This window comes from Allobosea sp. 10N428, from assembly GCF_056394545.1.
Genome location: NZ_JBFTIC010000001.1, coordinates 909,488 through 927,736 on the forward strand (window position 1 = coordinate 909,488; position 18,249 = coordinate 927,736).

Sequence of the window (18,249 nt, forward strand, 5' to 3'; positions counted from 1 at the left end):
TTCTTAGCGAATCGGCCGGTCGAGTTCATGGCGACAAAGGGTCACGCGGGCTTGGATTTGATCTAGATCGAAGGCAGGACGAGCCGCGCGCGCAGCCCGCCCAGCGGGGAACGCTGCAGCGTCAGCTCGCCGCCATAGAGCTTGGCGAGATCGACGACAATCGACAATCCGAGGCCCGAACCCGGCGTCGCCTCGTCGAGCCGTCGGCCGCGCTTCAGCACTTCCGCCCTGGCTCCGTCGGGGAGGCCCGGACCATCGTCGTCGATCAGCAATGCCATCTTCTCGTCGTCAACGGCCTTGGCGCCCTCCAGCGAAACCTCAACCCGGGACGCCGCCCATTTGAAGGCATTGTCGAGCAGGTTTCCGAGTATCTCCTCGAAATCCTGCTTTTCGCCGCGAAAACGCAGCGTCTTCGGAACGGCGTGCGATCCGGCGATCTCCCTGTCCTGCGAGATCTTCATGAAGGTCCGCAGGAGCGCTTCAAGCGAGGGAACCACCTCGGTGACGCCACCCAGCGCCCCGGACAACGCTGCGGCCCGCGCACGATCGAGATAGTACTGGACCTGATCGCGCATGATCGCCGTCTGTGTCCGAACCGTCTGCGGGAGTTGCCCTTCGCCGGGACCCGCCTCGTTCATCATGACGCTGAGCGGCGTCTTGAGGGCGTGGGCGAGGTTGCCGACCTGGGTGCGAGCACGGTCCAGGATCTCGTGATTGGCATCGATCAACTGATTGAGCTCGCTGGCGAGCGGGGCGAGATCCGGCGGATACTGGCCGACGATGCGCGGGCTCTCGCCCGTTCTCACCGAACCGACCGCGGTCCGCAGGCGCACCAGCGGGCGCAGGCCGAACCGGACCTGCACGAGCGTGGAGGCGACGAGCGCGATGCCGAGCAGCAGGAAGGTCATGGCGAGCGCGAAGCGGAAATCCTGGATATCGCCCTCGATCTCGTCGGCGGGCGCGGCGACGGCGACGGTGAAGCGACCGTCCTCGCCGACATCGATCTCGCGCTCGAGAATACGCAGCATGCGATCGTCCGGACCGGAGACATAGCTCTCCCGCAGGCCGCGGCTGTTCGGCGTGATCGACTGGTCGAGGAGCTTCGGCAGCTGGCCGCCGACCAGCGAGCGCGAGGCACGCACATTGGGCCGCTCGCCGTCGAGGCGGGTGATCTGCCAGTACCAGCCGGTCAGCGGCAGATCGAAGCGCGGCTCGCCGAGATCGCCAACCGTCTGGCGCTCCGTTTCCGGCGGCGCGGCGAGGTCAGCCACGAGTTGCTTGATATAGACCGAAAGCCGCTCGTCGAAACCGCGCTCGGCCGAGCGGCGGTAGAAGGTGGTGAGGCCGACGCCCGCCAGGACCAGGATGAGGACGCAGCAGAACGCTGCCGAGAGGAAGAGCCGCGCTCCCAGCGAATAACGATGGGATTTGAGGACCATCTCCCTAAATCAGACCTTTTCCGGAGCGGCGGCGATGTAGCCGAGGCCCCGGACGGTCTCGATGATGTCGACCCCGAGCTTCTTGCGGAGGCGGCCGACGAAAACTTCGATCGTGTTGGAATCGCGATCGAAGTCCTGATCGTAGAGATGCTCGACCAGTTCGGTGCGCGAAACGACGCGCCCCTGATGGTGCATCAGGTAGGAGAGCAGCCGGTATTCATGCGAGGTCAGCTTCACCGGATTGCCGTCGACCACCACGCGGCTTGCCCGCGTATCGAGCCGGACGGGTCCGCAGACCAATTCCGAGGTGGCATGGCCGGCCGCGCGCCGTAGCAGGGCCCGCACGCGCGCCAGCAGCTCCTCGACATGGAAAGGCTTGACGACATAGTCGTCGGCGCCGGCGTCGAACCCTCCAACCTTGTCGCTCCAGCGGTCGCGCGCCGTCAGGATCAGCACCGGCATGGTCTTGCCAGCCCGGCGCCAGCCCTGCAGCACCGCGACACCATCGACCTTCGGCAGGCCGAGGTCGAGGATGACGGCGTCATAGGGCTCGGTCTCGCCGAGATAGAGCCCCTCCTCGCCGTCGAAAGCCTTGTCGACGGCGTAGCCGGCGTTCTCCAGCGCGGTCATGATCTGGCGGTTGAGGTCCTTGTCGTCCTCGACGACGAGCAGTCTCACGGTGGGTTCGCTCCAGTTTGTGCAGATGCCGGCAAGCGCTCAGCGGATGGTGGCGATCTTGCCGGATTGTCCTTCCAGCGTCACGCGTGCGACGCGCCCGTCGCGTTTCAGCGTCGTAACGACATAGACGAAATCATCGCCCTGCCGACAGAGCCTGATGCGGACGACTTCGCCGGGAGCCGCATGGCGGGCATGGCGCGAGGCCTCGGCAGGTTGCATGACCCGGCCTTCGGCAACGGCGTCGCGCGTTTCATCCGAGGACAGGCAAGACATCGGCGTCGCATCGTCGACGCGGATGATCGGCATCGGCGACGAGGTCATGAGCGCGAAAGCGAGGATCGGTTCGACCGGCATCATCGACATGGGCTAATCCCATCCGCGTGAATGGGCCATGAATGCATCACCCCGACCACAACCTAGACTAGATCATGCGACGGCGATCCGTCCACGCCATTCGCGCCCTCGCCCCACGGTTGTGCTCAGCTGGGCCAAAGACAAAGCGAGCTCCTGCTGCGCGGAGCCGAAATGCGCAAGCTCCTGCTCGGCTGGATAAATCCATTCGGGCGCGTTCACGATTTCGGCATGTATTGGCGTCTCGCCGTCGAGGACGCGGATTTCATAGCGCTCAACTTCTTCGCCGATAGGAATTTCGGCCAGATCCCACGAATCACCGTCGCTGCGGGTGCGCCGCACCCAGCTCAGACGAATGCCGGCGTCGGAACGGCGAGCCTTCGCCCGGACCGGAGAGAACGGCAGCAGCGCATCGCCGCGCACCTCGACCGTGACCTCCGTCATCGTCGGATCGCCGACATCGTGGCGCGCGGGGCCGATGCGATAGCGGCGCTGTTTGCCGATCTCGGACAGCTGCGTCGTCAGTGTCACCGCCGCTCCGTCGAGAACGACCACGCGAGCCCCGGGCGGCAGATGGCGGGAAGCAGCCGCTTCCGATCCACCAATGCCGCGGACGAAATTTGAGAGGCGGAGGCGCTGCGGACCGATGAGATCGACCTGCGCCGCTGTCACGATCTCGACCTCGCCGCCCTCGCCGATCAAAGCCAGCGCGTTTGCGCCGGCAAGCGCCGCATGCGGCGACACGGACGACAGGACGCCGCCGCGCAACCGGACTTCGAGCATGGCGCGCCGATCCGTCCGCCAGAGCGGCCCTGGCGGCAGCACCGTCAATGTTTCGCCGATGATCGAGGGAGCCTCGACGAATCCGCTGAGTTCGAAAAGGCCGGCCTCGTCGGCGCTCCAGATCGCCAGCGCTCCCGGCCAGGGCGATGCGAAAGCCGCGACCGAGAGAAGTGCCGGTGGCTGTGCCGCGACGATCGGCAGGGCGAGCGGAACCACAAGAGGCCGGCCGGGCAAGGCCGGCGGCGTCCGTGGAGCGCGAGGCCCGCCCTTCGCGCCGGCACTGGAATAGATCGCCGGCTCGACCGCGCGCGCGCTGACCTGCCGGGTCGGGCCATCGGCGATGCGCGTCACCCGGAACAGCCGGCGCCCCGTATCGACCGGGACGGAGACGACGTCCCCCGGCTCGAGATCAAGACAGCGCGGCGACAGCTCGCATTCCAGCGTCTCGCGCGCCGCCCACGCCTCCTGCAGGCGCTGGTCGGCCAAGCGTTGGGCCTCGGCGATGCGCGTCACGATCGCCGTCTCGACCGCGACCTCCCGGCGCGCCGCGCCGGCAAGGCGACGCGAGCGGCTTGCGGCTTTGCGATAGTCGTTTTCGCTGTCGCTGAAGCCGAGGCGCAGCTCCAGCGGCAGCTCCGTCTCCTGGCTGCGTCGCAAGGTGAAGGGCTCGCCCTCACGATCCGCGACGAAATCGTCGTGGTCGAGCAGCCGCGCGACCTTGCCGCCCCGCCCCTCGAAGCGCAGGCGCCCCGCGCTCATCACCGCGTCGAAACCGAAGGTCTGAGCCAGCGTCTCGAGCGCCTGGCGGGCGGAAAGCGGGCGGTCGAGGACGTAGCCGTCCACGAAGCCGTCCACGGTCATGCCCTCTGCAGGCGGCAGGCCGAAATCGGCGAGCAGCCCGGCGATGAGGCGATCGACCGGTGTTCCCTCCAGCCGGCCGTTCAACCAATGCCCGGTCTCGAAATTGGCGCCGTCGGCCCAGATCCCGCCGAGATCAGGAAAAGCCGGGAATGGCCGGGCATCCCAGTTCCAGACGACGATATGCGCGGGGTCGACCATGCGGATCCCGCTGACAGGATGAACCGGATTGCGCGTGGGATCGAAGCCGAGGCGGGCGGGATCGAAGCCGGAGATGATCGCCTCCAGCCCGCGCGCCTGCACCAGATCGTCACGTGCGCCGCTGGAGAAGGGCGGGAAGCCGCCCTCGGCCGAGCGCGTGTCGGGAAAGACGTTGGGCGCGTTGGCGCCCTTGTCCACGGCCGGGATGCCGATCTCGGTGAGCCAGATCGGCTTCGCGCCCGGAACGAAGGGCGTGGCAGCGGTCTCGGCGCCCCAGAGCGCCGGATATGCGCATTGTTCCACCAGCCATGCAGATCCTTGGGCCGAAACAGCCAAGGCTTTCCGTAGGCGCCGTCGGTAATGGGCACCCTCGCCTGGGCTGCACGGCCTTCTTCATCGGCATAGTACCAGTCAAAGGCTTCACCCGCGGTCAGCCGATTGCGGAGATAGGCGAGATCGGCGGGCCCGCGCGCGACGGCGGCATCGGCGTGATCGCCGGAATCGCGCCAGTCCGACAGCGGAGGATAATAGTCGATGCCAACAGCACCGATCGCCGGCGAGGCCCACAGCGGATCGAGCGGAAAATCGATGTCCTCGCCGCCGTCTCGGACATCGGCACCATACTCCGTCCAGTCGGCGGCGTAGGTCAGGGTCGCCTCGGGCAGAATGGCTGCGACGTCCTGAGCGATCCCGATGAGGTGGTCGACCATCGGATAGCCCGACGTTGCGCGCAAATGCGTCAGCCCGACAAGCTCGGATCCGATCACGATGCCTTCGACGCCACCTGCGGCCTGCGCCAGCATCGCGCAATGCATGATCTGGCGGCGGTACGACCACTCGTCTGGCTTGGAGCAGCCGATGGCATCGCCCACAAGCGACATGTCGGCCGGCCCGACCGTGCCGACGAAGGCGGCGACCTGCGCGGCGGCGGCCGCGGTTCCCTCCGCGCTCCCTGTGCGGCCGGGCGCGGGATCGCAGCTGATCCGGCCGCGCCAGGGATAGCGCGGCTGGCCGACCCCACCCGACCAGGGGTCCGGCAGGGCGTTGTCGATGGGGACATCCATCATCAGGAAGGGATAGAGGACGACTTCGAGACCGTAATCGAAGCGCAGGCGCCGGATCAGTGCGATCACGCTCTCGTCGGAGGGCGTGCCGCCGAAGGCCGGGCGGCCGTCCATTTGGCTGACGGGGCGGGCCGAAGCGCGCGCCAACCCTGCGACCGACCATTCGGCACCGACCGTCGGCTTGTGCGGAATCTCGACGCGCGGCGCGACGCTGCAGGAACCGGCGCGCAGATCGTCGCCGAACCAGGACACCACGAGCGAAACGGAGCGCAAACCGGGGCAGAGCGCGAGGAGATGGCCGAGCGCCGTATCGACGTCCGAGCCGCCATAGAGCTGGTGGCGCGTCAGGCTCTCGCTGACGCCCGGCTCGGGCTCATGGCTGACCGGCCTGGTGTCGTAGACGAATTCGCCGGCGCCCGGGATCAGCGAGACGGCGCGGATCATGCCACCCAGCCCCTCGACGGCACGCACGACCTCGAAATCGAACTGGGGCACGCGATTGCCATGGTCGGCAAGCGGGAAGCGCTCGAAGACGACATAGGCCAAGCCGCGATAGGCCGGCGCGTCGCCCGCCTCCTTCGCGGCGATCAACGGATCCGGCTCCTGCGCTTCATGCCCGTGATGGACGCGCATCGCGACCGTGTTGACGTCCAGCTCGCGTCCGTCGACCCAGATGCGCCTGACAAAGGCGATCGGCCCCTCGCAGAGGCCGATCGCGAGGTTGACGTGGTAGCTGTAGGTTGTCTCATAAGTCTTCTTCGAGCTGCCACCCTTGGCGCCGCTCTTGCTACGGGTGACCGAAACGCTGACCTCCTCCTCGAAGCGCGTCGCCCAGATGAGCTGGCCGCCGAGGCGTGCCCGGCCATAGATCCGCGGAATCGGTGCGCCCTCGGTGGAGGCGAGCCCGTTCACCTCCTTCAGGCGCGGCCCTTCGACGATCTTGTTGCCGCCCGCGCCGCCGAGCCAAGCCTGGTCGATGGTCGCGCCGGCCAGACCGCCGAGCGCCTGGCCGATCATGCCGCCGACCGGGCCGCCCAAGGCTGTGCCGAGCGCAGCACCCGCAACCTGGAGGAGAAGCGTCGCCATCAGTCGGTCACTCCGGGGAAGGAAAAGGCATGGCTGAGATGGCGCCGCCACCAGGGCGTGAAGGCGACCTCCGCGACGGCCGCCCCGTCATGGGCGTGGATGATGCGATCGGGCGCGCTCAGGATGGCGCAGTGCTTTGCGGGCAGATGCTCGCGCCAGCGGAAGAGCAGCACATCGCCACGCCGTTCAGCCCCGGTCGCGACCGGCATGAGATGGCGCAGCGCCGCGCTCGCCAGCGTCTCCTGCCGCAGGCTTTCGGCCCAATTTGCCGTGTAGGGCGGCGGCGCTTCCGGCTCCTCGCCCAGCAGATCGCGCCAAATCCCCCGGACGAGACCGAGGCAGTCGCAGCCGACGCCGCACAGCGAGGCCTGGTGGTGATAGGGCGTGCCAAGCCATAGACGCGCGGCTTCGACGATCTCGTCGCGCCTCATCGGAACAGGCTCCCCCCGTCGAGCGCACCGTCGCCGGGACGTACGCCGCCGATGATGAAGTCCGTCGTCGGCATATGCGGAAAGCCGCGGAAATTGACGCCGTTTCCGAATTTCGTCCGGCAGGTGGCGAAGCTCTTGTCGCATCCCGGCGCGACGCTGAAAGCGTCGCCTGCAAGGATCGCTGCGGCCGGAATCTGCCAGAGCTGGAAGACGGCGCGATCGCCCTCGATGCCGTGCCGCTTCACCTCCGTGGCGAAGCCGGCATTGGCGCCGCCGGTGAAGACCAGCCGTCCGCCGGTGAAGTGGCCATCGGGATAGGAAGCGAGCCCTCCGGCGGTCAGCGTCAGGCGGCCATCGCTCCCACTGACGGCCGCGGCAACCGGCGCCAATGCGACGCCGCAGCGCGCATCGCCAAGGTCGGCCGAGCACGAGCGCAGGTAGAGGCGTCCACGCTCCTCGTCGAAGGCCTTGGCGATGCCGCGCATCTCGGCCGTGAAGCCGTACTCGCCGCGCCGCACTTCGCCGACGAAGCCCTCCTCGAGCAGCAACCTCTGCTCGGGCACGGCCCAATTGACCAGCCAGACGCGGACTCGCGCATCGTCGTAGAGCCCCCGCGCGAGGTCGGCCTCGTTCAGGCCCGATGCCGCGAAAGCACCGGCGACATCGCCGCCGCCGATGGCGAATCCCAGCTCGGCCGTCGTCTCGGCTGCCTCAAGCCCGGTCGACGCCGCATAGGTCAGACCATCGAAGGCAAGCGCCCGGTCGTGATCGGTGAAGCCGAGCACCAGCCCGTCGCGGCGCGTCAGGCTCCAGCAACGGCACAGGGTGGTCGCCCCGCTCTCGATATGAGCGGCGAGAGCGGCAGGGATAGCGCGCATGGTGGAACCTCAGGGCAGGATCTCGACGACGGGGATGCGCGGGATCTCGCCAGCCTCGAAAGCCGAGAGATCGACATCGATCGCATCGATGTCGAAGCGCACGGGTACGTCGAAGGCGAAGCCAGCGGTAACCGTCGCGCCCGGTGGCGGGATCGAGCCGGGCGCGAAGGTGATGCGCCCGGTCGCGGTGTCGCAAGCGAAGCTCTCCGCCGGCTGCTCGACGCCATCGAACGCGATCCGCACGGTGCCGTCGCATGGCTTCGCAATCGCGCGGCCATAGGCGGACGGACCGGCGCCATAGGTCTTGCAGAGCTGGAAGGCCGCGGCGACGCCATCGCCAATCCCGATGATCTGATCCGTGGCGGCAGGCTCGCGCGAGGGAGGCGAGCTCTTCCAATCGAGCTGGTCGCGCCAGCGGAACCCATGGAGCCGGCCGCGGCGCTCCTCGAAGAAGCTGACGACGGCCGCCAGGGCATCGAAGCTGCGTACGCCGAGCCCGGCGTCGTAGCGGCGCCGGGAATGGGCCCAGCGGCTATTGCGAACCTCGCGCCCGGAGGCGAGCGTGACGATCTGCGTCTGACGCTCCGGCCCACCCCGCGCGCCACGCGCCACATCGGTCGGAAAACGGACTTCGTGAAAATCAGCCATGGGGCTCTCCGCTCATAGCGCACGGCTGCCGCGCGCAACGGCGCGGGCGATCGCGGCGGAGACCTGCGCTTCGGACCGGCGGAAGCTCTCGGCGTCGGGCGTCGACACCTGCACGACAACGCTGGGCGGCCGCACTGGGCCGCTGCCCGCCGCGCGTACGCCAAGCCGCCCATCCGGTCCGCGCGACAGCGGCATGATGGCCTCGGCGCCGCGCTCGCCCATCAAGCCGAGTCCGCGCCCGGTCGGGAAATAGGACGGGGAAGCAACGATGCCGCCTTCGGCGAAGGCCTTGACCGGAATGCTCGCAGCGACCGACCCAAAGCCGCCGGTGAACAGGTCAGTAAGACTTTTCACACCCATGCCGAGCAGACTGGAAAGGCCTGTCTGGAGCGGCTTGAGAGCCGTCTTGAGCAGGCTGTCGGTCAGCGAGCGGCCGACGCTACGCAGCACGTCCTCGAAGCGCTTGCCCTCCACGACGCCGCGCGAGAACGCATTTACGATCGATTTACCAAAGCTTTCCGAGGTTTTGCTCAAAGATTGAGTCAATTTATCCATCGTCCGCAGATCAGACAGACGATCGGTCTCGACCTCATCGTCACCGGTCATGTCATCCTCTTCAGATATTGATTCAGGAATTCAACTCAACTGTCTGGATGGGCGGCCATGAGAGCTGCCAGAGCGGCGCGATCCGTGGCGCCAACGGCTTCGCTCTGATGTGCCCTCAGGGCTGCCGCGATCTCGCGCGGCGTCGCCGCCCAGAACTGCTCGGGCGGCCAGGCCAGCCGCCCTAGCCCGAAGGCCATGACATCGCTCCAGGGAAAGGCCGCCGACGGCTTCACGCCCCCGGCGGCGGCGAAGGGCGGCCCGTATCGCCCTCGCCGAAAGTGGCTTCCAGCAGCGCAATCGCGGCCTTGATCGCCCCGCTCAGCCCACCGTCGAAGGACAGGTTCGCCACATCCTCGTCCCGAATCGCCCTGCCCGCCCCCCGCAAGCCCGCCGCGAGAATGCGGATGATGTCGCGGGCGGAGAGCCGGCCATGCACGAAGCGCTCCCCGAGAGCGGGCAGGCTGTCGACGGCGAAGGCATGCTCCAGCTCGGCCAGCGCTCCCAGCGTCAGCCGCATGGGCAAGGCATCGCCCGCGACCATGAGCGCGGTCTCGCCTCTGTGACGATTGACCATCACCGTCTCCTCAAAGCGCCGTGAAAGCGAGCGGGCCGGCGGATTCCAGCGAGAGGTCGAACGTGACCTCCCCGGCATGGTCGCCCCGGTACTCGAGGCTCGTCAGCTGGAAGAGACCTTCGATTATGCCGAAATCCGGCACCACGACCTGCCAACCTTGGATCAAACCGTCGAAAAAAACCTGGCGGACGAGAGCGTCGGAAGCCTCATCCTTGAAGATGCCGGAGCCGCTGATGCTGGCCCGGCGCACGCCCGCCCCGGCCAATAATTCGCGCCAGCGCCCCGCGGATTCCGAATGGGTCACGTCGACGGTCTCGGCGTTGAACGCGATCTGCCGCGCCCGCAAGCCTGCGACGGTGACGAATGCGCCGGCGCCATCCGCCGCCTTGAGCAGCAGATCCTTGCCTTTCTGTGCCGCCATGCGGCTTCTCCTTCCAATATTGGGTGTTGCCGGTGTCAGAGTGTTTCGGTGACCGCCCGAAAGCGGATCGTCACATGGCCGAGCCCGCTGCGCGGCTCGCGGGCGAGCCGGCTCGACAGCCAGCGCAGATTGACGAGGGCGTGCCCTTCCAGAGCGAGTTCGGCTTCGTCGAGCGCGCCGACGATCAGCCCAGCCGCCTGCAAGGCCTGCTGCGAGGAGCCGCTTTGCGACGCCCAGACGACGAGCGCGAGTTCCTGCTCGCAGCCGCGTTCGCTGCCGGTCGACCAGTCGCGGGCCTCGACATCGCCATGGACGACGTAGAGGCCGCGAGCCGCGCGCGGTGCCTCGTCATGGATGCGGCCGGGGCCGATCAGCGCCGTCAGCGCAGCATCGGCCGTCAAGCGAGCCTGAATTGCAGCGCGCAGGGCAAGGATCGCGCCGCTCATGGCTTCACCTCCTCCGCAAGGCAGACGAGGTGCCGACGCGAACCGTCGGGATCGGCGACCGTTCGGATGTCCAAGATCCGGTCGCCGTCGCGCAGCCGCTTGCCGGCGCCGAGATCGCCGCGCCAACGCAGCGTCACGCGATGGGTCGCAACCTGCTCCGGACGCCCCTGACGCCACTGCTCGGCGCCCGCCAGCCATTCGACCTGCGCCCAGAAGGCGGCGACCACCTCGAAGACCTGGGTTACGCCTCCAACCTCATCCGGCGTGGAAACCGGCGCTTCCAGAGTGAGCCGACGCCTCAGTCGGCCGATCGCAGCTCCAGCAGCCCTCACCATGGTCAAAGCCTTCCACGGCGGAACGGAGCCACCAACGCTGCGATCGCACTCGGCAGCGCCCGTGCGTCACGGCTGGCGACATCGCCGCGCTCCTCGAACCAGCGGGCAGCCAATCTGAGCACGGCCTGGCGCAGCGGTGCGGGCACGGCGGCGGCTGTCGCCCCGTACCCGGCAACGACGTCGATCTCGATCGCGCCGTGATTGCGGCCGATCTCCGGCAGCTCCCCGGTCACGCGGATCAGTGGAGGGTCGGCATTCCTGTCCAGCGTGAGCGCCGCCTCGGCGACCGGTTGCGGAGCCCCGAGCATATCGTAGACCCGCGCCGCCTCGATCCGTGCGATCGGCGACAGCGGCAGCCTGATCTCGCCATTGCCGGGCCAACGATCGAGAACGATGCGCCAGGGCTGCTCGATCAGGCAGCGGCCCGCTGCCGCTTCGATCATCAGCCGAGCGGCCGTGATCAGTGTAGCGAGCAGATCATCCTCATTGTTATGGTCCAGGCGCAGGAATAGCCGGGTCTCGTTGAGCGTGACCGGTTCTGCCGTCGGCGGAGCCAGGGCGAGCGGCGTCATGTTCATCCCCTTCGTGGAATCGTCTGAAAGGTTCATTTGCGGAGCGAGGCGCGCTATCAGCGTTCCATCGGAAAGGAGCACTCGATGCGCATCGCGAATTGGATCGTCGCCGCCTCGCTCGGCGGCGCGGTCTGCGGGCTCGGCCCCCTGCCCGCGCAGGCCGTGGTCGGCGGGCGTGAAGGCGGACCCGCCGTCGGCTCGACCTTGATGGTGCTCAATGCCCGCGGCGGGGTATGCAGCGGTATCGTGCTCTCGCCGCGCGCCATCCTGACAGCGGCTCACTGCGCCGCCGGCGGAACGGAGCTGCGCATCCATTGGCGCGAAGCTGGCGAGCCCGTCCTGATCGCGCCTGCGGCGGTCAGCTTGCATCCCGAGTTCGATGCCGGTGCGATCCGCAGCCGGCGGCGCTCGATCGACCTCGCTCTGATCCGGCTCGCCGAGCCTCTGCCGGCGCGTTTCGCCCCTGCGGAGCTGGCCGACGGGCCGCTGCCTCCAGCAGGAAGCCCTGTCACGCTCGCCGGTTATGGGGTCGCCCGCGAGGGCGAAGCCCGCAGCACGGGCACATACCGATCCGCCACCCTGGCGGCGATCGAGCCCTATGGCCCGAGCCGCATCCTGCTGTGGGCGGCCGATCCGGCCGGTGCGGGCAAGCAGCCCGGCGCCAGCGCCTGCCAGGGTGATTCCGGCGGACCGATCTTCGCCGATGGCGGCATCAGCGCCGTGACGAGTTGGTCCACCGGTCCGAAAGGCCGCAATTGCGGCCTCCTCACCCAGGGCATTCTGGTCGCGCCGCAACGCCAGTGGATCGACACGACACTTTCCCGATGGGGCGAAACGGCACGCTGGTCAAAAGGCCGGTGAAAACGCTGGACTGCGCCGCGCCACCTCCTAGATTGATCGGCCGTCCACTGGTTCACATCATGATCCTGCGCTCGCTTACCGCTCTCGCGTTTTCCCTTCTGGCTGCCGCAACGGCGCAGCCTGCTCTGGCCGTCGTCGGGGGCACCGACTCGCGCGATGCTCATGGAGCGCGTGCCTGGACCGTGCGGGTCGAGACCAGCCGGGGCGAGCTCTGCTCGGGCGCTGTGATCGCGCCTGAGATCGTGCTGACGGCCGCGCATTGCCTGATGGGCGGCGGCTCGATCAGCGTGGTCAGCCTCGACCCCCGTTTCCGCGCGCGGCGGCAGATCGTCGTCGCGGTGCTGCCGCACCCGAGTTTCGTGCCCGGCACTACGCCGCGCACGCAACCGGGCACCGATCTCGCCCTGCTGCGGCTGGCACAGCCGCTGCCGCCGGATATCGAGCCGCTCACGCTGGGCGGCGGCCTCTGGCAAGGCGAAACCGTCACCATGGCGGGCTACGGCCTCTCGGCCGAGAACAACAAGGGCACCGCCCGTCGCCTGCGTGAAACGCAACTGCTCAACGCCGGCAACTATACGACCCAGAACACCGTCAAGGTCGCGGTCGACATCGAGGCGCGCGGCGAAACGCCGGGCGCAGGCGCGTGCCGCGGCGATTCCGGCGGTCCGGTGCTGCGTGGCTCGACGCGCTCGCGGGATCTCGTCGGCATCGTGAGCTGGTCGAGCGGACCGCTCAACACGCGTGCCCGGCGCATTTGCGGCGGTTTCACCGCCATCACGCCGATCAGCGACTACCGCGGCTGGATCTCCGAGGGCAGCGCACGGCTGCTTTCGTTCGGCAGCGAGGCGCCACCGGACGAGGCGGCCCAGCCGCGCGCTGCCTTCAGCTGGTGGTTTTCGCGCTGAGCAACTTCAGACCGCGAATTTCAGCCCCTTGATCGCCGCGAAATCCTGCACGCCGCCGCCCACGCGCTTGGTCGTGTAGAACAGCACATAGGGCTTGGCGGAGTACGGGTCGCGCAGGATGCGCACGCCCGCCCGGTCGACGACGAGATAGCCGCGCCGGAAGTCGCCGAAGGCAATCGAGACCGCGTTGTTGGCGATGTTCGGCATGTCTTCCGCCTCGACCAGCGGGAAGCCGAGCAAGGTCGCCGGCGCACCGGCGGAAGCCGGCGGCTGCCAGAGATAATTCCCGGTGGTGTCCTTGAACTTGCGGACAGCGGCCTGCGTCTTGCGGTTCATCACGAAGGAAGCGTTCTGGCGATAGCCGGCCTTCAGCGCGTAGACGAGGTCGACCAGCACATCGGACGGGTTCGAGGCGGCGAAGGCACCGGCCACGCCGGTGTGGAGCAAGCCGATATTGCCCCAGGCCCAGCTCGCATCCGCCACGGTCGGATAGGCGAGGAAGCCCTTCGGCTTGTCAGTGCCGTCGCCATTGACGAAGGCGGCGCCCTCCTGCTCGGCGAAAGCGCTCTCGGCCTCTTCGGCGATCCACTGATCGATGTTGACGATGGCATCGTCCAGCAGCGTCTGCGTCGCGGCCGGCATGGCATAGAGCTCCATCGCCGGGAAGGAGAGCTCGGCCAGGGTGGGCGAGCCCGTCTGCGGGCGCGCCGCCGTCTCCGCGACCCAGCCCGAGGCCGGGCCGGTCGTCGAGAAGGCCTTCTTGTAGGTGCCCGACGAGATCGTCCGCACCGTCGCCAGCGACCGGATCGGCGAGACGTTGGCCAGGCGGCGCAGGATCTCACCCTCGACGGTCGAAGGCGCCAGGTAGCCGCCATCCGGGCCGGAGCCGGCGGAAAGCGCCTTGGCCTCCAGCCGCTTCAGGCCGCCGGCCTCGCCGGTGCGGACATAAGCCGCGAAGGCTGCCTTGTGCTCGGCGACGAGCGGGTCGCGGGCCACGCCGTCCTGGCCGAGCGGCGGTCGGGCCCGGTCGAGAGTCAGCCGGTCGATGCGGCGCATGGTGTCGTCGAGCGCGGCATCCATACGGATGAGCTTCTCCTCGGTCAGCGGATCGGCACTGTTGCGGGCTTCGATCCCGGCGAGGCGCTCGTCATTGGCGGCGCGATAGCTCTCCAGCGTGTAGCGCAGATCCTCGAAGGCGAGCGCGAGGTCGGCGCCGGCCGCCTTGGTCTCCGGAGCATGGTCGAGATGGGTCATGGAATCTCCTCGGGTGAAGGTCAAAGGAAAGCGAGGTGGCGGAAGGCCGTCTTGACGGCGCTGATCCGGGCCTGGGGCAGCATCGGGAAGGTCACGATAGAGACCTCCCAGAGATCGACGCGCTCGAGCCGGCGCAGCCCGGAGCGGGGCTCGTTGCGGGCGCGCTCGGGGCGGAAGCCGATCGACAGCCCGTCGATCGCGCCTTCCCGCATCAGGGCATGGATTTCGCGAGCGCGGGCGACGGCAAGCGAAAGCCGGCCGCGCACGAAGAGGCCGCGGCTGTCCTCGCTCAGGCTGAGCCAGCGGCCGAGCGGCTCGGCCGGGTCGTGCTGCCAGAGCAGCTTGACGCCGGAGGGCCCGCGCCGGGCGAGACTATCGCGGAAGGCGCCGGGCTCGACCACGTCCTTCCCGAGATCGGGGATGCGGAACAGGCTGGCATAGCCCTCGAAGACCCCATCCGGCATGACGCGCGCCGGCTGCAGCGGCAGCAACTTGGATTCGAGTGGAAGCCGATGCGGGCCGTTCATCGGCCTCCCTCCGCGCCTTTGCCGGCTTGCGGACTCCCTCCCTCCAGCTTCGCCAGCGTGCGGACGAAGCTGCTGAAGGTCTCCGTCGTCACGCCTTGGGGGCGCGCCTTGGCCGGCTGTGCCCGGCCGGTTCCCGGCCTGGTCGATGGCGGTTGGGCATCGCTGCTGCCCTTCATGATGGATCCCCCTCGTGGCGCGCGTTGAAGCGGTTGAGTTCGCGGACGAAGTCGTCGAAGCGGCGGTTCGCTGCCGTCAGCTCGCGCAGGACGAGCCAGGCGAGTCCGGAGGCGCTCGCCGCCCAGAGCAGCAGGCCGAGATGGCCGACATCGGCCCGGCCGATGAAGGCCGTAACGATCTGGTCGAGCATGTTCATGATTGCTCCTTCCCGGAGGCGCGCCGGCCGTAGCCGACCGCTTCGCGTTTCTCGTCGTCGTCGAGGAAATTCGCCGCGCCGACGCGCCGCCAGAGCGATTCGCGCTCGTCTGCGAGCGCCTCGACCGCATCGAGATCAGGTTCCAGCAAAAGGTCATCACCGAAGGCGGGGCCGAGCCATTGCGCCAGCGACTGCGCCGTGCGTCTCACCAGTGGGATCACGGTCTGGCGCCAAAGTGCGCGGTTGGCCTCGGCGAAATTGGCGTGCGTGTTGTCGCCAGGCAGGCCAAGCAGCAGCGGCGGCACGCCGAAGGCCAGTGCGATCTCGCGCGCCGCCGCGCCCTTCGCCGAGACGAAATCGAGCTCCGCCGGGGTCAACGAGAGCGGCTTCCAGTCGAGACCGCCTTCAAGCAGCAGCGGGCGGCCGGCATTGCGCGCCCCTTGAAAGGAATCCTCCAGCTCCTGCTTCAGCCGGTCGAACTGGGCCTCGGTCAGCGTCGCACCTTCCGGCCCGTCATAGACCAGAGCGCCGGAGGGCCGCGCGGCATTGTCGAGCAGGGCCTTGTGCCAATTGCTGGCGGCGTTGTGGATGTCCAGCGCACTCGCCGCCGGCTCGACCGGCGAGAGGCCATAGTGGTCGTCGACCGGGTGGAACAGCGTCAGATGCAGGATCGGCGGCAATTCGCCCGCGTCCTGCCTGAAACGCACCGTGTCGCCGCCGACGGTGTAGTCATAGGCCTCCGGCCAGCCGTCGCGGCCGGGCACGACGCGCATCCGGTCGGGCCTCAGCGCATAGAGCTCGCGCGGCTCGCGGCCCGTGCTCACCGCCTCGACATAGGCGTTTCCGGCAACGAGCAGATGGCCGAACAGCATCTCGCGGAAGGCGATGCCGCCCTGGCGGGGATTGGGCCGCTCGACCAGCGCCAGCGCCGGATGCTCCGGCATCTCGCGGTCTGCGACCTTGGCGACGAGCGGCGTCTGCGCCGCGGCCTCCGCGATCAGGCGGATGCAGCGATGCACCACCGGGTTGCGCTCATAGCCCTCGCGCGACAGGGCGACATAATCGCGGGGCGTCCAGACCGCCCGCCCCGCCTCGTGCAAGGCGATGAGCGGCCCGACGCGCGAGCGCTTCTGGTCCGGCGCGGCTCGGCCGCGCAGGTTGCGAAGGAAATCGAACATGGAGGTCTCGCTGTTGGAGCGTGAAATGACGTGGCGTCATGGTCGGGCTTGACCCGACCATCTCGGAAACCAGCGCCCTGTCGTCATGAGATTCTCGGGTCTCCGCTTCGCTGCGCCCGAGAATGACGCCTCTACATCCCCCTCACCCGCGGCCGGCCCTTCGGCGCGAGCATCAGATGGGTCAGCGCCCAGACAAGCGCGTCGAGCCGGTCGGGCGAGCGGCCGCCTTCGAGGCCGCGCGGCCCGAAGGCGCACATCTCGTCCTCCAGCTCCGGGAAGGTGCCGGCATGGCGCACGCGGCACTGCGCATAGAGCGCGGCGACCGGCTCGGCGCGCAGGTATTTGCCGCGCGTTGCCCGCACCGAGAGCACCGGCACGCCGGCATCGACCTCGCGGATCACGCTCTCGACCATCTCGCCGCCTTGGTTGACCTCAACGACCAGCGCATCCGCCTCGTGCCGGCGATAGAGCGCTACGGCCCTCTCCGCCCATTCCTGCGGCCGTGCACCGGCAAGCGTCGCATCCTCCAGCACATGGCCGATGCCGTCGCTGTCGATGCCGGCCACAACCAGCCCGCAGCGATCGGCCCGCTGCGAGGAGGAAGCCGGCGGATCGACGGCAACGGCGATGCGGGCCAGCGGCGGACGCTGCCGCTCGCGAGCCGCCTCGATCATCGCGCGGGTCCAGAGCGCGTCCGGGCTCTCCTCGACGATCTCGCCGTCGAGCTCCTGCCGGCCGAGCCGCGTACCGCCATAGGTTTCGGTGACGGTGCGGACGAATTCCGCTGCGAGGTTGAAACGATTGTCCCGCGTCTTCGCCCGGCTGACCGCGACATGTGGCTCGACCAGGAGGCGCTTGACCAGCGGCACCGGGCGCGGCGTCGTCGTGACGACCTGGCGCGGGCTGTCGCCGAGGCGCAAGCCGAATTGCAGCATGTCCCAGCACTCCTGAAGGTTCGGCCATTTCGCCATTTCGTCGGACCAGGCCGCGCCGAATTGCGGCCCGCGCAGCCCTTCCGGGTCTTCCGCGGAGAAGACCTGCGCGATCGCGCCGTTCGGCCATTGCAGGCGGCGCAGCGAGGGCTGCCAGATCGGCCGCTCCCAGCGCGTGTGGATTGCGAGCAGGCCGGAGACACCCTCGATCATCACGTCGCGCACCTGACCCTGGGTCTCGCCGATCAGGGCGATGCGCCCGGTCCGTCTCTCGGCGAAGGGCGGATGGCCCAGTGCCATGCCCTTGACCCATTCGGCGCCGGTGCGGGTCTTGCCGGCGCCGCGTCCGCCGAGGACGAGCCAGATCGGCTTCGCAGGTTGGGGCGGCAACTGGTCCGGCCGCGCCCAGATCGTCCACTCCGCCATCACGGTCTCGACAATCTCAGATGGGGCCGTCTCCACCAGCTTCTTGAGCACCCTCACCCGCCTCTTCGGCGGCAAGTGCTTCAAGACGTCGAGCAAGCTCCTGACGGAGCTGTGCGACATGTCGCAGACCGTCCGCAGCAGAGAGTTCATCAGGCTGCTTATCCCTTTTCGCGGTCTGCGGCTCTTCGATCGCGACCAGCTCGCGCACGGTCCGCGCCAGCGTCGCCAGTGCCTTGGCGTCGGCCTCGCTCGCCGGTGCCCCCTTCGGCAGATCGGCGAGATGCTGCTCATGTGAATCGAGCTGGCGCTTGGCGGCGTGCCAGAGCTGGCCCACCACCGCTCTCCGGGAGACCGGCTGGCGTTTTCGCTTCGGTGCGGCGGGCGGTGGCAATGTTTCCATGCTGTCGTCTTCGGCCATGCGT

21 protein-coding genes and 1 pseudogene are annotated in these 18,249 nt (G+C 68.5%); 2 read left to right on the top strand and 20 right to left on the bottom strand.

Annotated elements, in window-relative coordinates:
* Window positions 1-62: 62 nt before the first annotated feature.
* The 14 genes and pseudogenes from AC1DDA_RS04215 to AC1DDA_RS04280 all read right to left on the bottom strand — a co-directional run bounded on the left by AC1DDA_RS04215 (window position 63) and on the right by AC1DDA_RS04280 (window position 11,371).
* Window positions 63-1,439: a sensor histidine kinase gene (locus AC1DDA_RS04215; RefSeq protein WP_476794766.1), complete on the bottom strand. Its 1,377-nt coding sequence runs from the start codon at window positions 1,437-1,439 to the stop codon at window positions 63-65.
* A 9-nt stretch (window positions 1,440-1,448) separates the two neighbouring features.
* On the bottom strand, window positions 1,449-2,117 hold the full coding sequence (locus AC1DDA_RS04220) for a response regulator transcription factor (RefSeq protein ID WP_476794767.1): 669 nt from the start codon (window positions 2,115-2,117) through the stop codon (window positions 1,449-1,451).
* A gap of 39 nt (window positions 2,118-2,156) precedes the next feature.
* Entirely contained in the window at window positions 2,157-2,480 is a 324-nt protein-coding gene (locus AC1DDA_RS04225) for a PepSY domain-containing protein (protein WP_441512250.1), read from the bottom strand.
* A gap of 63 nt (window positions 2,481-2,543) precedes the next feature.
* A pseudogene (locus tag AC1DDA_RS04230) lies at window positions 2,544-6,460 on the bottom strand (baseplate multidomain protein megatron).
* The gene (locus AC1DDA_RS04235) at window positions 6,460-6,891 is read right to left on the bottom strand and encodes a C40 family peptidase (protein ID WP_441512248.1); all 432 of its coding nucleotides are present in this window, start codon (window positions 6,889-6,891) and stop codon (window positions 6,460-6,462) included. The pseudogene AC1DDA_RS04230 and the gene AC1DDA_RS04235 overlap by 1 nt, the downstream one beginning before the upstream one ends.
* A complete protein-coding gene (locus AC1DDA_RS04240) occupies window positions 6,888-7,769 on the bottom strand; it encodes a DUF2163 domain-containing protein (RefSeq protein WP_476794768.1) in 882 nt (293 codons plus the stop codon). The genes AC1DDA_RS04235 and AC1DDA_RS04240 overlap by 4 nt, the downstream gene beginning before the upstream one ends.
* A gap of 9 nt (window positions 7,770-7,778) precedes the next feature.
* Window positions 7,779-8,417: a phage distal tail protein, Rcc01695 family gene (locus tag AC1DDA_RS04245; RefSeq protein ID WP_476794769.1), complete on the bottom strand. Its 639-nt coding sequence runs from the start codon at window positions 8,415-8,417 to the stop codon at window positions 7,779-7,781.
* A 12-nt stretch (window positions 8,418-8,429) separates the two neighbouring features.
* Window positions 8,430-9,023, bottom strand: coding sequence for a phage tail tape measure protein (locus tag AC1DDA_RS04250; RefSeq protein WP_441512245.1), 594 nt, complete (start codon window positions 9,021-9,023; stop codon window positions 8,430-8,432).
* A 35-nt stretch (window positions 9,024-9,058) separates the two neighbouring features.
* Window positions 9,059-9,256, bottom strand: coding sequence for a rcc01693 family protein (locus AC1DDA_RS04255; RefSeq protein WP_476794770.1), 198 nt, complete (start codon window positions 9,254-9,256; stop codon window positions 9,059-9,061).
* Complete coding sequence (locus AC1DDA_RS04260) at window positions 9,253-9,597, bottom strand: gene transfer agent family protein (RefSeq protein WP_441512243.1); 345 nt, start codon at window positions 9,595-9,597, stop codon at window positions 9,253-9,255. Before AC1DDA_RS04260 ends, AC1DDA_RS04255 begins: the two co-directional genes overlap by 4 nt.
* A 10-nt stretch (window positions 9,598-9,607) precedes the next feature.
* The gene (locus tag AC1DDA_RS04265; protein WP_476794771.1) at window positions 9,608-10,018 is read right to left on the bottom strand and encodes a phage major tail protein, TP901-1 family; all 411 of its coding nucleotides are present in this window, start codon (window positions 10,016-10,018) and stop codon (window positions 9,608-9,610) included.
* A 35-nt stretch (window positions 10,019-10,053) separates the two neighbouring features.
* A complete protein-coding gene (locus AC1DDA_RS04270) occupies window positions 10,054-10,464 on the bottom strand; it encodes a DUF3168 domain-containing protein (RefSeq protein ID WP_476794772.1) in 411 nt (136 codons plus the stop codon).
* Entirely contained in the window at window positions 10,461-10,799 is a 339-nt protein-coding gene (locus AC1DDA_RS04275) for a phage head closure protein (protein ID WP_476794773.1), read from the bottom strand. Before AC1DDA_RS04275 ends, AC1DDA_RS04270 begins: the two co-directional genes overlap by 4 nt.
* Window positions 10,800-10,801: 2 nt before the next feature.
* A complete protein-coding gene (locus AC1DDA_RS04280; RefSeq protein ID WP_476794774.1) occupies window positions 10,802-11,371 on the bottom strand; it encodes a head-tail connector protein in 570 nt (189 codons plus the stop codon).
* 84 nt (window positions 11,372-11,455) lie between these two features.
* On the opposite strand from AC1DDA_RS04280, the gene AC1DDA_RS04285 reads away from it, so the two are divergent.
* Together AC1DDA_RS04285 and AC1DDA_RS04290 are read left to right on the top strand one after the other, a co-directional pair.
* A complete protein-coding gene (locus tag AC1DDA_RS04285; RefSeq protein ID WP_476794775.1) occupies window positions 11,456-12,232 on the top strand; it encodes a S1 family peptidase in 777 nt (258 codons plus the stop codon).
* A gap of 59 nt (window positions 12,233-12,291) precedes the next feature.
* The gene (locus tag AC1DDA_RS04290; protein ID WP_476794776.1) at window positions 12,292-13,137 is read left to right on the top strand and encodes a S1 family peptidase; all 846 of its coding nucleotides are present in this window, start codon (window positions 12,292-12,294) and stop codon (window positions 13,135-13,137) included.
* 6 nt (window positions 13,138-13,143) lie between these two features.
* On the opposite strand, the gene AC1DDA_RS04295 is transcribed toward AC1DDA_RS04290, so the two are convergent.
* The 6 genes from AC1DDA_RS04295 to AC1DDA_RS04320 all read right to left on the bottom strand — a co-directional run bounded on the left by AC1DDA_RS04295 (window position 13,144) and on the right by AC1DDA_RS04320 (window position 18,245).
* A complete protein-coding gene (locus tag AC1DDA_RS04295; protein ID WP_476794777.1) occupies window positions 13,144-14,391 on the bottom strand; it encodes a phage major capsid protein in 1,248 nt (415 codons plus the stop codon).
* A gap of 20 nt (window positions 14,392-14,411) precedes the next feature.
* Window positions 14,412-14,918: an HK97 family phage prohead protease gene (locus AC1DDA_RS04300; RefSeq protein ID WP_476794778.1), complete on the bottom strand. Its 507-nt coding sequence runs from the start codon at window positions 14,916-14,918 to the stop codon at window positions 14,412-14,414.
* A gap of 172 nt (window positions 14,919-15,090) precedes the next feature.
* Window positions 15,091-15,291 (bottom strand): hypothetical protein, encoded by a 201-nt coding sequence (locus tag AC1DDA_RS04305; RefSeq protein WP_441511147.1) that lies wholly within the window; start codon window positions 15,289-15,291, stop codon window positions 15,091-15,093.
* The gene (locus AC1DDA_RS04310; RefSeq protein WP_476794779.1) at window positions 15,288-16,469 is read right to left on the bottom strand and encodes a phage portal protein; all 1,182 of its coding nucleotides are present in this window, start codon (window positions 16,467-16,469) and stop codon (window positions 15,288-15,290) included. The genes AC1DDA_RS04305 and AC1DDA_RS04310 overlap by 4 nt, the downstream gene beginning before the upstream one ends.
* Window positions 16,470-16,600: 131 nt before the next feature.
* The gene (locus AC1DDA_RS04315) at window positions 16,601-17,827 is read right to left on the bottom strand and encodes a DNA-packaging protein (protein WP_476795121.1); all 1,227 of its coding nucleotides are present in this window, start codon (window positions 17,825-17,827) and stop codon (window positions 16,601-16,603) included.
* Between the two features lie 16 nt (window positions 17,828-17,843).
* Window positions 17,844-18,245 carry a hypothetical protein gene (locus tag AC1DDA_RS04320; RefSeq protein ID WP_441511127.1) on the bottom strand — a complete coding sequence of 134 codons (402 nt, stop codon included), beginning with the start codon at window positions 18,243-18,245 and terminating at the stop codon, window positions 17,844-17,846.
* Window positions 18,246-18,249 lie beyond the last annotated feature (4 nt).

What these genes read in the sequence shown, in the direction of transcription:
- AC1DDA_RS04265 (WP_476794771.1), bottom strand. Translation starts at nt 10,018, where the DNA reads ATGGCGGCACAGAAAGGCAAGGATCTGCTGCTCAAGGCGGCGGATGGC.
- AC1DDA_RS04240 (WP_476794768.1), bottom strand. Translation starts at nt 7,769, where the DNA reads ATGCGCGCTATCCCTGCCGCTCTCGCCGCTCATATCGAGAGCGGGGCG.
- AC1DDA_RS04290 (WP_476794776.1), top strand. Translation starts at nt 12,292, where the DNA reads ATGATCCTGCGCTCGCTTACCGCTCTCGCGTTTTCCCTTCTGGCTGCC.
- AC1DDA_RS04300 (WP_476794778.1), bottom strand. Translation starts at nt 14,918, where the DNA reads ATGAACGGCCCGCATCGGCTTCCACTCGAATCCAAGTTGCTGCCGCTG.
- AC1DDA_RS04250 (WP_441512245.1), bottom strand. Translation starts at nt 9,023, where the DNA reads ATGACCGGTGACGATGAGGTCGAGACCGATCGTCTGTCTGATCTGCGG.
- AC1DDA_RS04235 (WP_441512248.1), bottom strand. Translation starts at nt 6,891, where the DNA reads ATGAGGCGCGACGAGATCGTCGAAGCCGCGCGTCTATGGCTTGGCACG.
- AC1DDA_RS04285 (WP_476794775.1), top strand. Translation starts at nt 11,456, where the DNA reads ATGCGCATCGCGAATTGGATCGTCGCCGCCTCGCTCGGCGGCGCGGTC.
- AC1DDA_RS04215 (WP_476794766.1), bottom strand. Translation starts at nt 1,439, where the DNA reads ATGGTCCTCAAATCCCATCGTTATTCGCTGGGAGCGCGGCTCTTCCTC.
- AC1DDA_RS04310 (WP_476794779.1), bottom strand. Translation starts at nt 16,469, where the DNA reads ATGTTCGATTTCCTTCGCAACCTGCGCGGCCGAGCCGCGCCGGACCAG.
- AC1DDA_RS04320 (WP_441511127.1), bottom strand. Translation starts at nt 18,245, where the DNA reads ATGGCCGAAGACGACAGCATGGAAACATTGCCACCGCCCGCCGCACCG.
- AC1DDA_RS04280 (WP_476794774.1), bottom strand. Translation starts at nt 11,371, where the DNA reads ATGACGCCGCTCGCCCTGGCTCCGCCGACGGCAGAACCGGTCACGCTC.
- AC1DDA_RS04315 (WP_476795121.1), bottom strand. Translation starts at nt 17,827, where the DNA reads ATGGCGGAGTGGACGATCTGGGCGCGGCCGGACCAGTTGCCGCCCCAA.
- AC1DDA_RS04245 (WP_476794769.1), bottom strand. Translation starts at nt 8,417, where the DNA reads ATGGCTGATTTTCACGAAGTCCGTTTTCCGACCGATGTGGCGCGTGGC.
- AC1DDA_RS04270 (WP_476794772.1), bottom strand. Translation starts at nt 10,464, where the DNA reads ATGAGCGGCGCGATCCTTGCCCTGCGCGCTGCAATTCAGGCTCGCTTG.
- AC1DDA_RS04260 (WP_441512243.1), bottom strand. Translation starts at nt 9,597, where the DNA reads ATGGTCAATCGTCACAGAGGCGAGACCGCGCTCATGGTCGCGGGCGAT.
- AC1DDA_RS04275 (WP_476794773.1), bottom strand. Translation starts at nt 10,799, where the DNA reads ATGGTGAGGGCTGCTGGAGCTGCGATCGGCCGACTGAGGCGTCGGCTC.
- AC1DDA_RS04295 (WP_476794777.1), bottom strand. Translation starts at nt 14,391, where the DNA reads ATGACCCATCTCGACCATGCTCCGGAGACCAAGGCGGCCGGCGCCGAC.
- AC1DDA_RS04305 (WP_441511147.1), bottom strand. Translation starts at nt 15,291, where the DNA reads ATGAACATGCTCGACCAGATCGTTACGGCCTTCATCGGCCGGGCCGAT.
- AC1DDA_RS04225 (WP_441512250.1), bottom strand. Translation starts at nt 2,480, where the DNA reads ATGTCGATGATGCCGGTCGAACCGATCCTCGCTTTCGCGCTCATGACC.